We start from the raw sequence: 14,109 nt of genomic DNA, 5'->3' as shown, positions 1-14,109 counted from the left end.
ATGGTAAATTTTTCTTATAGCGGATCGTTATATCCAAATCTTCCACCATCGCTAACGGGGTATGTGATGATAACTTAGTGCAAACGCAATATGCGACGGCAAAAAAGACGGTAACTTCTACGAACCATATCTAAGAAAAAGTAGGGAACTTGGAGTTTAAGTGGAGCAAGAATAGGGCGATACAGCCAATAATAGGCTCGCTTTAGATGGGTCCACTTTAAACAAGTGCCTTGATGCAGAAAATCTGATACATCCACCACTAATCCTCTGCCCTCGTACATCATCACATTCCGTCCGTGTACATCATACGGATTTAGCCCTTGGCTTCAACGGGATTATGGGGAGTTATGCTATTGATTTGAATCGTAGGCAGTAACTCTTGGTCAACCCGCTGAACCAGCAATCGAAGAATTCGATCTGGCTCAATCATATTCTCAACCCTCTGTAATCCTTGTTACCAAGATGACTGCTCTTGCTGAGTTGTTTCGGCTTCCATTGTGGAGCCACAGATAGCCGCATAACCTGCCGACACTCCTAGACCAAGCACAACCCCAAAACTAATCAACCCTACCTTCAATGATTGTTGCCATCGGCGAGTTTGGCTTTGCTTGACTTGAGTCGCTTGAATTTGTTGTACCGCCTGATGAATAAACTCTGGCTGAATATTTGCTTCCGCGCCAATTTGGGTTAGCTCTGACAAAGAATAATGCTCCTGTTGCTCCTGTAACCGGGCTGCCAAAGCAAACACTTCTGGAAGTTGTTCGGAAGAGATTTGAGGTTTTGAGTCGTTCATGAGAGGATTCCAATAAGAAATTTTTCCTTTACACTTTAGCAATTTTTTAACGGATTGTTGTTCCCTGTTGCTTATTCGATTAGGGTTCATCGCGATCGCACTCCTGAAATGCAGTAAGTTGCAAGGTTAGCTCATAAATACCAAATTCTTGATTCAGATAAGTTTGTAGTTGATTCAGCAACTGGTCACGCTCCTCGATAGTCATCAATTTCACCGCCAAATGAGCATTGAGCGCAATTCGATCGGACGTGATTGTCCAAACATTGAGCTTCTCCACTTGGCACACTCCCGGAAAGGAATGCAAGGCAACTTCAATCGCAGTTACATCAAGTGAGTGAGGGGCAAATTCCAGCAAAATCCTTAGACTATCCATTACTAGAGGAACTGCACTAATGCACAAAAATGCAGCAACTAGCAAACTTGCCCCAGCGTCTGCCCATAGCCAGTTGAAGTAGTAAATGCCTAAAGCCGCTAAAATTACACTGATAGAACCAGCGGTGTCGGCAAGGATACGGAGGAAAGCCCCCTTCAAGTTCAGGTCATGACTGCTCTCATCATGCAGAAGACGAATAATAATGCTGTTAAAAACCAGGCTCACACCTGCTGTAACTAGCATGGGTAGCCCTCGAATGGGATCTGGCTCTTGAAATTGACCGATCGCTTCCCACGTTGTTAGGGCAGAAATTGCAATAATTCCCAGCCCGTTGAGCAATGCCACCAAAATTTCAATTCGTCGATACCCAAATGTTGCCGTCTTCGTAGCAGGACGTTGTGCCAATGCCGTTGCACCTAGCGTCAGGCTGATGGCAACCATGTCGGAAAACATATCGCCAGAGCTAGCCAATAACGATAGGCTATGAGTCCAAAACCCGATCGTCAAGACAAAGAGAAATAGGCTACTCCGCAGCCCCAAAACGATCCAAAGGAGCCGCATCTTTAGTTGACTTGATATGACCTTTGAATCGTCTGAAGCGGAATTAGCGAGGTTTTCCTCGGCAATTGAGTGATAGCTTTCAGTAGCCTTACCAGAAGAAATCATAATATTCACGCTCTAGTAAAAAATGAATCATTAGCCCTGTTTGCTGGATGAGAAGTCTATGGCACTTGGGTGATGCAGATGGTAAGCAAACTGGTGCGTTCAATTGACCTTCGCCAATTTTTCTTTGGCTGCTGAAGCTGCTACTTAGCCAGAGGGGCAATCCACGCCATCACAGTACTCACCAAAAGCACTATTTCCAGGACGATCGTCCCCGTTATCGGCTGGAACCATCTCGCCCAGGCTCCCTGTCGAACAGCCGACCACCAGAGAGAGAGATGGACTGGCCAGCGGGCAGGGCTATCCTTATCACGAAACTGCCAGGTCAGCATGGAGAGCAGTAGTGAAGCGCCACCTACTTTGGCATTTATCAGCAGGTGTAGGGCGATCGCACCTACCATTACCACCCACGAAATCAGATGAGCGTAGTACCAAGCCTGAGTTAACTCCCCCTTAGGCAACCAGGTTTCATCCATCATCTTGCCGCTAAACAGGGCAAAGGCTAACGCTAAGAGGGTCAGGGTGTTGGTCACGCGATTTAGGGTGTACCACCAGGGTTTGCCCACCTGAGCCAGTTTCCCAAACGAGTCAGGCTGAATCAACCGCTTTTGCCCCCGATGGAAGGCGTAGATTACAAATGCCGGAAATATTAGCAATGTCCACAGCCCAAAGGTGCCGTGGATGTCTTGAATTTCTCGGTAAGTGGGCAGAGGAACGCGACCCCAGCGCCCATCATAGGTGTCGTAGATCCAATAGGCGGTCAGAATAGCGACGATGAGGCATAGCCCTGTGAGACCATGCAACACACGCAGAAGGAAAGGTTGATAGGGGCGGGATGGCGAGATCTTCTTAGTCATCGGTGCAGCGAATTTAGTTTAAAGGTGAGAAACTTGTTTCGGGATGGCAAAGTGCAGAAGTTTTACCACACCGCTCGTTAGCTGGAACCGCTTCCATCATCTTTGCAGGCATCGGCAAGCCCAGATTCGCCATGAACTCAATGAACTGGTCGCGATCGCGTTCGGCAAATCGGGAATTCCATCGTTTCTCTTCGCCAATAGTAGATACGGTGTGACCTCGATAGTCATGTGCTGGGTAAACGAGCGTGTTGTCTGGTAACGTGAACAGCCGCTGCATGACTGAATCAAATAATGTTCCCGCATCGCCGCTCTGAAAGTCGGTTCTTCCACAACCTCGAATGAGTAAAGCATCTCCGGTCAAAATCTAGAGCAACCTTACTTAACGTTTTCATAGTGTAATCTCTCCTTAATCTGGGTTTGTGACTTTACTATACGAAGCAGAAGTCAAGATTTTGGAAAGATTTGCAATCAAATTTCTAGAGGAACATTGAACGCTTCGTTGAGTACGATCTCTTTACTTTTCTACTGCCCTTCAATCGTAAAACGGTATCCAATACCGTGTGGCTGTCGGTATGACCCGGTGTGGCAATCGCTTCAATCGCAATGCCATCTAACTGCAACGTCTCACCATACGCAACTTGGAAGTCCCTGTGATGTGGTCAGCTAGACAAGCAACCCCAAGCAGGCTCGATCTGGGCGGAGTCAGCAACGCATGTCAACCGGGTTGCTAATTTCGCCCAGAGACCTAGAATCAGACTACTTATTCGGTTGAGGAGTCATTCGCAGATAGGGCTTCACCGCTTCGTAGCCCTTGGGAAATTTCTGCTTCAGTTCTTCCGGATCTTGAATCGAAGGAACAATCACACAGTCTTCACCATCCTTCCAGTTAGCGGGAGTCGCCACGCTGTAATGGTCTGTTAGCTGCAATGAATCGATCACCCGCAGTAACTCATCAAAATTGCGCCCCGTGCTAGCCGGATAGGTCAAGGTCAGACGCAGTTTCTTGCTAGGGTCAATAATAAACACCGAACGAACGGTTAAAGTATTGTTGGCGTTGGGGTGGATCATGTCGTAAAGGTCGGAAACCTTTCTATCTGAATCTGCCAAAATCGGGTAGTTGAGGTTTGTATGCTGGGTTTCTTCAATATCTCCCACCCATGCTTGATGAGATTCAACATTATCAACGCTAAGTGCTAATGCCTTCACACCGCGTTTGTCAAATTCCGGCTTAAGCTTGGCAACTTCCCCTAACTCTGTGGTACAAACCGGAGTAAAGTCAGCGGGGTGGGAAAACAACACAACCCAGCTATCTCCTGCCCACTCGTAGAAATCAATTTCACCAGCAGTCGAAGCTTGAGTAAAGTTTGGCACGGTATCGCCTAATCGAAGAGACATAGAAAAACTCCTGTGATATGAGAACAAATGCAAATTCAGACTAAATTTTTAGTCACGCTTGCCAATACACTGCCTCTGCTTAACCAATTGGGGGCACTGGCAATTTGGCTACTTTCCAAGCATTCAAAGATCCAGAGGCGTTTTTTATTCCTTAACTCGCAGACCAGTGAAATACTTTTACATCATCATATCATTATCTGATGATGTGATGCAACATCACTGCTGCGGTTGCTAATGGATCGCGGCGAACGGCAAAAGTGAGTGCTGCCACCCCTAACACTACTGGAAGGTAATAAGCCGAGAATTTGTCTGCGATCCTTTGCACGTCAGCTCGACGGGCTTCGGCTTCCTCTACCAGTTCGATCGCCCGTCCGAATGTCGTATCTGCTCCAATTGCAGTGACCCGAATCCGTAAACTGCCCAACGATGCCAGAGTCGCTGCAAAAACGTTTGTTCTAGATCTGGCTTCGATCGGCATTGACTCGCCTGTAATCGCCGCTTGATTGAGCGTTGCTTGATCACTGAGGACTTCTCCATCTACTGGGATTTGTTCACCCGGACGTACAACAACAATCTCACCGACCGCAACCTGCGCGATCGGCACTTCAACCTCTTGTTCACCACGCTCGACCCGTGCCATGCGAGAGGCAATAGATTCCAATACTATTCGGTTAAGTCGATCGTCTTCGAGCTTGTCAGTCCGCGTTCGCGAAGCGTCTCGCAGAGAAGGCGGACTTTGCACCACTAGCGGCGGTTTCAACCGCCAGTGGTGCTAACTAACCGAACAGTATTGCAATGGATTCCAGATCGGTGACCGCACGCCGCGCCTGTTCTGTTGTAAAGCGTTCAACGTACTCTTCAAGATACATGAAGAACACAACTACCGCATCTCGATCGTTGTTTGCTGGGGTCACGGCTATTCTTCCTCCGATACGTTATATCGAGTACACTCGTAGATTCCTTTCATCACATCGGCTAGAAACTCATCAGCCAGGTACAGTAGTCGTGCTACTCGCTCATCGCTCAAGCCATAGTAAACATAGGAGCCTTTCTGCTCCCGATAGACAAGATTGCAATCGCGTAGACAACTAAGATGATTGGAGACATTGGACTGACTCAGCCCTGTGACTTCCACAATCTCAGTCACTGTCAAAGATCCCTTGTGAAGAGCTTCCAGAATGGAGAGGCGCGAGGGGTCAGAAAAACCTCGAAATAATTTGGCTTTCAGGTTCAGTCCAGTGGCGCGGGCGTTTTGATTCATGATTTGGAAAGAGTTTCTTATATCAGAGTATCACTTACTACTGATATGGCAAACTTCTCACTTCTTGCAAAAACTGGTTGTGTTGCAAAAATAAGGGTGTTCTGGTTTGATATACAAGCCCTTTCTCGGAGCAACCCCCCCAATGAAACGCCATCAGCCGTTCAAATGGTGTCACTTTTTACCGGATGTCATTCTGCTCAATGTCCGCTGGTATTGTCGCTATGCATTGAGCTACTGGGATTTAGAGGAAATGATGCTTGAACGAGGGGTAGAGGTAGACCATACGACCCTTTTCATATCAATAAATTTCTTAACGAGAATACATCATTTCACCCGACGCGCCTTGATCGTTCACTGAAATTAACATATCATGATTTAGTGATGTGCTGCTTGTGAACTTTCAAGGGTGATGCCATGTCTTCAGACGAAGAACGGAAAGCACTCCAGTTACGGCGGTCTGATAACCGTAATCACGATACCGACCATGACGTTGATGATGACGACGTAAAAGGGTTTGAGGGTCTTTGGTATGCGTTTCCTCCCATTCGGAATGCGTTGATTGCGGGTGCGTTACTGGTCACAGGCTGGGTAGTCAGCCAGTTTCAGATTCCAGTTTACGTCCCCTCTAGCATTTTCGGGCTAGCTATTTTGATTGGAGCTTATTACTGGGCACAAGAAGGTTGGGAAGAATTTATGGAAGAACGGGAGATTGGCATTGAAGCATCAATGGCGTTTACCACTCTGGGATCTGTCATTTTAGGGCAATGGTTTGAAGCCGCCCGGACTAATTGGAACCCTATTGATATTGCTAATCGTTGTTCTACGGGTTCCCGAAGAAGAAGCAATGATGATTGAAACGTTCGGCGATCGGTACCATGAGTACATGAAACACACAGGTAGTTTGATTCCGCGCTTTACACACAGGCAAACATCCTTACATCCAGAATCATTATGAGCAAAGTAACTAACGACTCAAACAAAGACAAAACTGTTGATGCGACGACACGCCGAAAGCGTCGCGTTCTATTTCAGGTTCTGGGATTGAATCTGCTACTGTCGATTTCACTATTCATAACTGGCTTACTGGGTAACTCTAGTGGTTTGATCGCTAATGCCCTGGACAACCTATCTGACAGTGCTGTCTACGCAATCAGCCTTTTCGCGATCGGGCGATCGCCCAAGCTGAAAGTTTTCGCAGCGCGTGTATCGGGTGTACTTCTAATCATCTTTGCAATTGGCGTTTTAGGCGATGCAATCCGTCGTGTCATGACAGGCAGTGAGCCTACTGGAATCGTCATGATTGGAATGAGCGTGATTTCGACGGCAATCAATCTGCTTAGCCTCAAACTGCTGAAGCCCCTAAAAAATGCCGATGTCAACCTCCGTGCAGCCCAGACCTTCAGCATCAACGACTTTGTCTCTAACTTGGGCATTCTGGTCGCTGGTGGTTTAGTTGCCTGGATCGAGCAACCGTGGCCCGATCTGGTCGTCGGTGTTGCAATCGCCGCGATCGCCGTGAAAGGTGGAATTGATATTCTGCGAGATGCTGCACGAGAGTCGCGCTCCGGAGCAAGGCAATGAGCTACATCAGACAAAAGAGCGCAAAGAAACAAACGTTAGAGCTTCAGCTAAATTTTCCTTTGTGTCTTCACGACAAATAAAAAGTCACTGTACACATTCTCAGGATGGCTCAACCGCTAAGATAGTCTGGGTGAGATTTTAGAGCAGTTGAGAACTTGATAACTGCGCGCAAATCGACTTGTGCAAGTCGATCGCCTGACTATCTGCCAAACTATAGTAGACATTCCGCCCTTCCTTGCGGTAATTGACCATTCGCATCGATTTCAATACTCGTAACTGATGAGATACCGCCGACTCGCCCATTTTCAAACCCGCAGCCAAATCGCAGACACACAGTTCTCGATCGGCTAATGCTGAGAGCAACCGCAACCGATTGGGATCTGCCAAGACATTAAATAATTCTGCCCTGCGTTGCGCTTGAGCCATTGGCAGAATTTCTAATTGCAGTTGACGGACATTATCTAAGTGTATCAATCGAGCGTCACAACTGGGTGCCTGAGCATTGTCGATCGATTTACTGGAATATTCCTGCTCGGTCATGAAAAGTTTAGGTGAAGATGATTGACTCTCTTTAAATTATAGCGGCAATAGTGAAAATCATTATACATTTGAATATACTTTCAGGTATTATGATTTTGGTCTACAATTTAAGATACTAGTTCTACATTCGCCACAACAGATATGAATCAAGAACCCGCGCTCACAACCCAACGGCTGCAAGTTGGTGGCATGGACTGCACGAGCTGTGCGATGAAGATTGAAGGCAGTCTAGAAAAGCTAGCAGGGGTATCCGAGATATCTGTGGTGGTGGCAACTGGGCGGCTAATTGTCACTTACGACCCCAAACGGGTAAGTGAAGCAGATATTAAGCAACGAGTGACAGCGTTAGGTTATAAGATCGAAACAGAAAAGTCTGAGTCTTCAGCTATACAGAGCAGCCACGATCGTAGTATTCAGGATGATGGCGACGAAGACGACGGGCACGATCGTGGTGGGGAAGGGTTTAGCCTCAAACGTGAAGGTATATTAGTTGGGGTTGTAATTGCCCTATTTGTGTTGGGTTCAGTCTTTGAGGAAACACTGCACAATACACCCTATTCGATCGGGGAATATTTAGTATTTATCCCAGCTTATTTATTAAGTGGCTGGACGGTATTGACTACAGCCGGACGAAATATTTTACGCGGACAAGTGTTTGATGAAAACTTCCTGATGACGATCGCGACTGTGGGAGCGATCGCGATTCATAAGCTACCTGAAGCTGTAGGCGTAATGCTATTTTTCAAAGTCGGGGAATTGTTTCAGGAATCAGCCATCAGCCGTTCGCGGCGATCGATTTCAGCCCTGCTAGAAATTCGTCCCGATGCTGCCAATCTCAAAACAGCTAATGGGATTGAAGTCGTTTCACCAAAACGGGTAAAAGTCGGCGATACAATTATTATTAAGCCAGGGGAGAAAGTGCCCTTGGACGGTGAGATCGTCGAAGGTAACTCTCAAGTCGATACATCGGCATTAACGGGCGAATCAGTGCCGCGCACGGTGAATGTGGGTGAAACTGTATTAGCTGGAACGATTAATCAAACTGGGTTATTAACTGTCACCGTTACTAAATTATTTGGGGAGTCGTCAATCTCGCGAATTCTCGATTTGGTTGAAAACGCGAGTGCGAAAAAAGCCGAAACTGAGAAATTCATTACTAAATTCGCCCGTCGTTATACGCCGATTGTGGTAATTTCGTCGCTACTAGTAGCCTTAATTCCACCGTTGGTAATTCCAGGTGCAACGCACGCTGAATGGGTATATCGCGCTCTGGTGATACTAGTAATTTCTTGTCCGTGTGGATTGGTAATTAGTATTCCATTGGGTTATTTTGGGGGCATTGGTGGAGCGGCTAAACGGGGAATTTTGGTGAAGGGATCGACTTTCTTAGATACTTTAGCTGGAGTTAAAGCGATCGCGTTTGATAAGACAGGGACGCTGACTAAGGGCGTATTTAAAGTAACAGAAATCGTCCCCTACAATGGGTTTAAGCAAGATCGGTTGTTACGCATTGCAGCCGAGGCGGAAGCAAATTCTAACCATCCGATCGCCAAATCGATTTGCACAGCTTACGGGCAACCCATTAATGAATCGAATATCTCAAATTATACTGAAATTGCCGCTCATGGGATTCAGGCGACGATTGAAGGAAAGCTCGTTCTAGCGGGTAACGATCGATTGATGCACCGCGAAAACATTACTCATGATACCTGTAATGTTGAGGGTACAGTAGTGCATTTAGCAGTCGATCGGATCTATGCTGGGTACATTATTATTGCTGATGAAATTAAAGAAGATGCGGTTCAGGCGATTCGCGATCTCAAAGCCGCAGGTGTCGAACGAGTGATGATGCTGACGGGGGATTCCCAGGCTGTAGCGAAACGGATCGCGAAAACTTTGGGAGTCGATACTTTTGCGGCGGAGTTATTGCCAGAAGATAAGGTAGAGGAGATCGAAAAACTTCTCGGAGAATTTTCTAAGAAAGGTAAGGTGGCATTCGTTGGAGACGGAATTAATGACGCGCCTGTAATTGCCAGAGCGGATGTGGGGATTGCAATGGGTGGATTGGGTTCGGATGCAGCGATTGAAACTGCGGATATCGTATTGATGACAGATGCACCTTCAAAGGTGGCCGAAGCAATTCAAGTGGGTAAGAAAACTCACGCGATCGTCATGCAGAATATTATCCTTGCTTTAACTATTAAAGCGATTTTCATCGGACTGGGTTTACTGGGATTGGCAACAATGTGGGAAGCTGTTTTTGCTGATGTCGGTGTGGCATTAGCCGCGATTTTTAATGCAACTAGAGTGATGAAATAATCGTCATTAACTTAGCATCTTCAATGGAGATTCATCATAACTTTATTTAGCTAAATTAGCCAATCTTATGCGTAAAAAATCGACTCCTTTAATCTACCGTTGGTCGCGCCCACTTATGGCAGGAATTGCCTCAATTGGGGCTAGTGTGACTGCTTATCTAACCTATACCAAGCTAACTGGAAATCAAGCCGCTTGTCCGACGGGAGGATGCGACCTCGTCCTCTCTAGCCCTTATGCCACAGTTTTTGGCTTGCCTTTACCGTTATTTGGTTTTCTTGCCTATGCCAGTGTTATTGTCTTAGCGATCGCGCCATTACTGATCAATTCTACTGAGCAGAAGAAACTCCGCAATAAACTAGAAGGCTGGACGGGTTTATTGCTATTTATGGTTGCAACTGCCATGTTAGTTTTCAGTGGCTATTTGATGTACTTACTAGCTTTTCAAATTAAAGCTGTTTGTATTTATTGCGTGGCTTCTGCCCTGTTTGCCACGACGCTATTTATCCTATCGATCGTCGGTAGAGAGTGGCAAGATATCGGACAGCTAGTTTTTAACGGCGGCGTTGTTGCCATCATCGTTCTAGTCGGGACATTAGGGGTTTATGCCAATGTGAATAAACCAATCGCTAATGCTGGATTGATGGGAATGCCAATTACCACCACTGCTGGTACTGCCGAAATCGAACTTGCCAAACATCTCGATCGGGCAGGTGCAAAATTTTATGGATCGTTTTTGTGCGATCATTGCCACCGTCAGAAACAGCTTTTTGGGAAGGAAGCAATTGATTCCATTCCTTATATTGAATGCACTAAACCCGATAAAAGAAGTCAAACTAATATCTGTATAGAGCAGAAAATTCAAAGCTATCCAACTTGGAAAATTGGCGATAAATCATTCTTAGGAGTTCAAACCCTCGCTAAATTAGCTGAGTTATCCGGCTATCGAGGCGCAACTAATTTTAAAAATATTTTAGACAAAGATGAACACTAAAGTTCAAAGCGTTCTCGTTGTCGATTTGGAATAAATAATACACTAGTGAATCACCTAGACATCAATTGTATCCAGCCTAAAAAATCTTTAATGTGGATTATTTTAGGCTTGCGGATTGCGTTGTTCTCGATCGAATTAGTAACGGCGATCTGGAGTCATAGCCTATCGCTATTAGCCGGAGCGGGACATTTATTTGCAGATCTATTGACGTTAGGACTAACTTTCATTGCTGCATGGGTAGTACAACGTCAGCCATTAGATCGTACCACCCGTACCGAGCGGCGATTAAAGGCTTGGATTGGGTTAATTCATGGGATTGCCTTAGGCGCAATCGCGCTCTTAATTGCCCAGGAAGCAGTGAAACACCTACAAACTACCGAATCGGTAGCTTCTTTACCAATGTTGCTGGTAGCTGGATTAAGCCTAGCTACGAACGGTTTCGCAGTCTACTTATTGTATCGACATCGCCATCGAGATTTGAACCTGCGGGGAGTTTTCTTACATGGTTTTGTAGATGCGACTAGTGCTTTGAGTACGCTTGTGGCGGCTAGCGTGATATATTTGTTCGATTGGCTGTGGGCGGATGCAGCCGCTAGTTTACTAATGGTACTAATCATTAGCTTGAGTGCGCTGTCGCTGATTAAATCGGCATGGCAGATGCTCCGATAAGATTCAAGTTATCCACCCCCAAAAAATATGGTTTGACGATCGCAAATCGAGTAAATTCATTTTACTTTAATTTCAACTACTCTCTAAAACAACACTTTTGGGTATAATTATCACATGAACAAACTTAAACTTTTACTACTTACAGCTCCTAGCGTTTTAACGATCGTCTTACCGTTAATTAAGATCGAAACGGCTTTAGCTGGTGGAGTCTCTTACCAAGAACCAGGCGGTAAGTTTTGCGTCTCTGCACATGCAAAACTGGTATGTGTCAGAGCTAGCGAATTAAAACCCGATCGCACGATTAAACCCGAACTTCTCGCCAAGGCAAATGCTATTGCTAGCAATCCCGATGGCTTTATGAATTTCTCGGATGAAGAAAGCGATGGTGCGATCAAGCTATTTGGTTGCGATTGTCCCGCTTGTATTCGTTCCTTACGTCAGTTACGCATGTTGGCACCAATAGGTTGATGAAAGATGTTTCTCAACTCGCCCTCTGTGGCGATCGCACTAATTTTAACAGCAGCGGCGATCGGTTGATTGGTTTGAGCGTCTGTAACTTGTAACTGGAGTCTCGCCGATTTATCTACCGCTGAATCAGCGTCGCCACTCAGAGCCACTTTAATCCCCGCTTGAGTTACTGTTGGCTTAGTTGCAATTAGTTCTCTCGTTCGACTCATGATTCATCCCGCTCATCGCCCCTGACATCCCTTCGTGAGAAACAGACTGAGCCATTTCTGCACTGACATTAATATAAAGTAGACTAGCGATCGCGGCTAGAGTCGCACCTCTGAGTAATAATCTGACGGTAGAGGGATTAGTGACAAGTTAAGCTTCAATTACAATTGTCAAGCAGGTTTGACAATCTAACGATCGACAGTTTCATCGGACATTCAGCGATCGGATATATTAGCACTATCGATCGAGATTTTCGACATATAGTGCGATCGAACCAACAACTACGCTATATATCGATGTTGACATTCGATCGAAAACCTTAACTTGTTATAGATGCGTAGAGGGGGAGATTTCTCCTAGTTGAGTAGGTTGACAAGAGCCAATTACTCAACCACCTGTTGCACCCACCACGAGCAGGATGCCAGCGAGAATGGCAAAGTTTTGATATTTAACCCCATTCTCCGCTACAGGTAGAGTCAGGGTTTGTTGGTAGGAAGCGATATTGGCATCGGTTGGGGTAACATTTTTTACCAGGATTTGATAGTTACCCCGAATTGGGAGCATTTGGGTGAATTGGAGCGTACCGTCGGGTGCTGGGGCGGTTAATTCGAGTAGTTGCTTGCCCTCAACGATCGGAAAATCTGTAGTAAACCAGGGATTGTTAGGCGTAGAGAGAGCGATCGAAGCCGCTTTTTTGGGTAAAGAGATTTGATTATTTTGGATCGTGGGATCTGTTCCTCGCAGAATGGGTGTAGCTAATATTAACAGGTGTTCTGACTTAGTAAGGATCGCCGATCCTTACCTTATAGATTTTTAGATAGTAAATTAGATCGGACAAAATACATTGAAAAGATCCGGATCGTAGATTAAATCTTTGAATATACAAGTATCCACCATTCTGACTTAGCTGATTCTAGAAAATACTAGAAACCAAATAGCTTTATAAAATTATCGTCATATTTGTACATTTTCAAGATGAAGCCATCAACTTTAAAATGCTTATTGACAGCGATCGCGCTGCCATTATTTACTTCGACTTTGAGCCTCGTTGCACCTGTTAGTGCCGAACAAATAGCTCGATCTCGAAGTATCACTGCTAGAGAATCCAACAGTGAAGATCCCGTTCCCTCTGTGACAGATCTCAATCTTTCAGTGCCAATTGACCGTCAAGATTCAAGTGCGGAAATTCCAATTCGCTCTGATTCTAGTCCAAATCGTTCGACGACATCATCAAATAGTAAGCGTTCTCAAAGCTCTATTTCGATCCAGAATGCGGTAACAACAGCACCATCTCTTAAAGTTAAATCTAGCTCTAGCCGCAACAGTACAGTAGCTGCGGAGCTAGCAACAGTTAATGCAAAGATAACTGGTGCTAGTAACAAACTACAGTCTAACTCTAACCGCAGAATTGCCGCAGTATCTCCATCACCTTTCCGTGGTAACTATCTACGATTAGTCAAAGATCCGAGTAATAGAACTAACGATCTCGGTAATCCAATTCATATCTTAGAAGTTTATCGAAATGGGATAATCTATCAAAGATTTAAGGCAACATCTGGTACAGCAGGTAGTCAAAATAGAGATCGATCTCTCCCCGACATTGCTGCACCGCTTCAGGATGGTTTGTATACAGTTAACGGTCAAATTGTGCCTGGGACTATTCCTGAAGTTGGCAAGACTTTTATTGCAGTTTTCCCGCGATTTGAAACTGCGCGGACAGATTTAGGTATCCATTTCGATCCGAGTTTTAATAAGCGGAATTGTGACTTCCGGCATAAATTGGCGCAGTCGTCAACCATAAATTGGCTTCGTAATAACGAAAACACGTCGTTTCAGGCGATCGATCGAATCGAGTTTTCAATCATAACTTGGCATTAAGTACCAAATTTCAATCATAATAAGGCAATGAGTTCTTTTTGAGAATTGTGTGCTAACATCGCTAAAAATGACAATTTTCAAGAACTCTCAGCCAAGATATGGTTGACTCCAAGG

Annotated in this window: 17 protein-coding genes and 3 pseudogenes; 8 read left to right on the top strand and 12 right to left on the bottom strand. The window is 45.5% G+C overall.

Annotated features, from left to right (window positions below; translation table 11 throughout):
- Positions 1–74 precede the first annotated feature (74 nt).
- The 9 genes and pseudogenes from CHA6605_RS37190 to CHA6605_RS08210 form a co-directional block, all read right to left on the bottom strand.
- Positions 75–323, bottom strand: a pseudogene (locus CHA6605_RS37190) (serine/threonine protein kinase); the annotation flags it as partial.
- A 131-nt stretch (positions 324–454) separates the two neighbouring features.
- Positions 455–793: a hypothetical protein gene (locus CHA6605_RS33885; protein ID WP_041548948.1), complete on the bottom strand. Its 339-nt coding sequence runs from the start codon at positions 791–793 to the stop codon at positions 455–457.
- 79 nt (positions 794–872) lie between these two features.
- Positions 873–1,832 carry a cation diffusion facilitator family transporter gene (locus tag CHA6605_RS08235; protein ID WP_015159012.1) on the bottom strand — a complete coding sequence of 320 codons (960 nt, stop codon included), beginning with the start codon at positions 1,830–1,832 and terminating at the stop codon, positions 873–875.
- Positions 1,833–1,972: 140 nt separating this feature from the next.
- Positions 1,973–2,674 carry a cytochrome b/b6 domain-containing protein gene (locus tag CHA6605_RS08230; protein ID WP_315874941.1) on the bottom strand — a complete coding sequence of 234 codons (702 nt, stop codon included), beginning with the start codon at positions 2,672–2,674 and terminating at the stop codon, positions 1,973–1,975.
- Positions 2,675–2,699: 25 nt separating this feature from the next.
- A pseudogene (locus CHA6605_RS08225) lies at positions 2,700–3,050 on the bottom strand (MBL fold metallo-hydrolase); the annotation flags it as partial.
- 392 nt (positions 3,051–3,442) lie between these two features.
- The gene (locus tag CHA6605_RS08220) at positions 3,443–4,081 is read right to left on the bottom strand and encodes a peroxiredoxin (RefSeq protein ID WP_015159010.1); all 639 of its coding nucleotides are present in this window, start codon (positions 4,079–4,081) and stop codon (positions 3,443–3,445) included.
- A 193-nt stretch (positions 4,082–4,274) separates the two neighbouring features.
- The gene (locus CHA6605_RS08215) at positions 4,275–4,841 is read right to left on the bottom strand and encodes a cation-translocating P-type ATPase (RefSeq protein WP_198288455.1); all 567 of its coding nucleotides are present in this window, start codon (positions 4,839–4,841) and stop codon (positions 4,275–4,277) included.
- Between the two features lie 16 nt (positions 4,842–4,857).
- Positions 4,858–4,995: a hypothetical protein gene (locus CHA6605_RS33880; RefSeq protein ID WP_157259919.1), complete on the bottom strand. Its 138-nt coding sequence runs from the start codon at positions 4,993–4,995 to the stop codon at positions 4,858–4,860.
- A gap of 2 nt (positions 4,996–4,997) precedes the next feature.
- Positions 4,998–5,342 (bottom strand): ArsR/SmtB family transcription factor, encoded by a 345-nt coding sequence (locus tag CHA6605_RS08210; protein WP_015159009.1) that lies wholly within the window; start codon positions 5,340–5,342, stop codon positions 4,998–5,000.
- Positions 5,343–5,484: 142 nt separating this feature from the next.
- Here CHA6605_RS08210 and CHA6605_RS37185 point away from each other — a divergent pair.
- The 3 genes and pseudogenes from CHA6605_RS37185 to CHA6605_RS08200 all read left to right on the top strand — a co-directional run.
- A pseudogene (locus CHA6605_RS37185) lies at positions 5,485–5,637 on the top strand (IS6 family transposase); the annotation flags it as partial.
- 119 nt (positions 5,638–5,756) lie between these two features.
- Positions 5,757–6,197: a hypothetical protein gene (locus CHA6605_RS08205; RefSeq protein WP_015159007.1), complete on the top strand. Its 441-nt coding sequence runs from the start codon at positions 5,757–5,759 to the stop codon at positions 6,195–6,197.
- Positions 6,198–6,293: 96 nt separating this feature from the next.
- Positions 6,294–6,923, top strand: coding sequence for a cation efflux transmembrane domain-containing protein (locus CHA6605_RS08200; RefSeq protein WP_015159006.1), 630 nt, complete (start codon positions 6,294–6,296; stop codon positions 6,921–6,923).
- 138 nt (positions 6,924–7,061) lie between these two features.
- On the opposite strand, the gene CHA6605_RS08195 is transcribed toward CHA6605_RS08200, so the two are convergent.
- A complete protein-coding gene (locus CHA6605_RS08195; protein ID WP_015159005.1) occupies positions 7,062–7,463 on the bottom strand; it encodes an ArsR/SmtB family transcription factor in 402 nt (133 codons plus the stop codon).
- A 141-nt stretch (positions 7,464–7,604) separates the two neighbouring features.
- On the opposite strand from CHA6605_RS08195, the gene CHA6605_RS08190 reads away from it, so the two are divergent.
- The 4 genes from CHA6605_RS08190 to CHA6605_RS08175 all read left to right on the top strand — a co-directional run bounded on the left by CHA6605_RS08190 (position 7,605) and on the right by CHA6605_RS08175 (position 11,910).
- Positions 7,605–9,782: a heavy metal translocating P-type ATPase gene (locus tag CHA6605_RS08190; RefSeq protein ID WP_015159004.1), complete on the top strand. Its 2,178-nt coding sequence runs from the start codon at positions 7,605–7,607 to the stop codon at positions 9,780–9,782.
- Between the two features lie 67 nt (positions 9,783–9,849).
- Positions 9,850–10,773: a vitamin K epoxide reductase family protein gene (locus tag CHA6605_RS08185; protein WP_015159003.1), complete on the top strand. Its 924-nt coding sequence runs from the start codon at positions 9,850–9,852 to the stop codon at positions 10,771–10,773.
- Positions 10,774–10,863: 90 nt separating this feature from the next.
- Positions 10,864–11,442: a cation diffusion facilitator family transporter gene (locus CHA6605_RS08180; RefSeq protein WP_086936195.1), complete on the top strand. Its 579-nt coding sequence runs from the start codon at positions 10,864–10,866 to the stop codon at positions 11,440–11,442.
- Positions 11,443–11,556: 114 nt separating this feature from the next.
- Positions 11,557–11,910 (top strand): hypothetical protein, encoded by a 354-nt coding sequence (locus CHA6605_RS08175; protein WP_015159002.1) that lies wholly within the window; start codon positions 11,557–11,559, stop codon positions 11,908–11,910.
- On the opposite strand, the gene CHA6605_RS08170 is transcribed toward CHA6605_RS08175, so the two are convergent.
- On the bottom strand, positions 11,880–12,119 hold the full coding sequence (locus tag CHA6605_RS08170; protein WP_015159001.1) for a hypothetical protein: 240 nt from the start codon (positions 12,117–12,119) through the stop codon (positions 11,880–11,882). The genes CHA6605_RS08175 and CHA6605_RS08170 overlap by 31 nt on opposite strands.
- A gap of 385 nt (positions 12,120–12,504) precedes the next feature.
- The gene (locus CHA6605_RS33875; RefSeq protein ID WP_157259917.1) at positions 12,505–12,681 is read right to left on the bottom strand and encodes a hypothetical protein; all 177 of its coding nucleotides are present in this window, start codon (positions 12,679–12,681) and stop codon (positions 12,505–12,507) included.
- A 411-nt stretch (positions 12,682–13,092) separates the two neighbouring features.
- Between CHA6605_RS33875 and CHA6605_RS31450 the strand changes: the two genes are divergently transcribed.
- Entirely contained in the window at positions 13,093–13,995 is a 903-nt protein-coding gene (locus CHA6605_RS31450; protein ID WP_015159000.1) for a hypothetical protein, read from the top strand.
- The last annotated feature ends 114 nt before the right edge of the window (positions 13,996–14,109 follow it).

Origin of the sequence: Chamaesiphon minutus PCC 6605 (genome assembly GCF_000317145.1) — a bacterium.
Lineage (GTDB): Bacteria > Cyanobacteriota > Cyanobacteriia > Cyanobacteriales > Chamaesiphonaceae > Chamaesiphon > Chamaesiphon minutus.
This window is presented reverse-complemented; position numbering and strand designations above follow the sequence as displayed.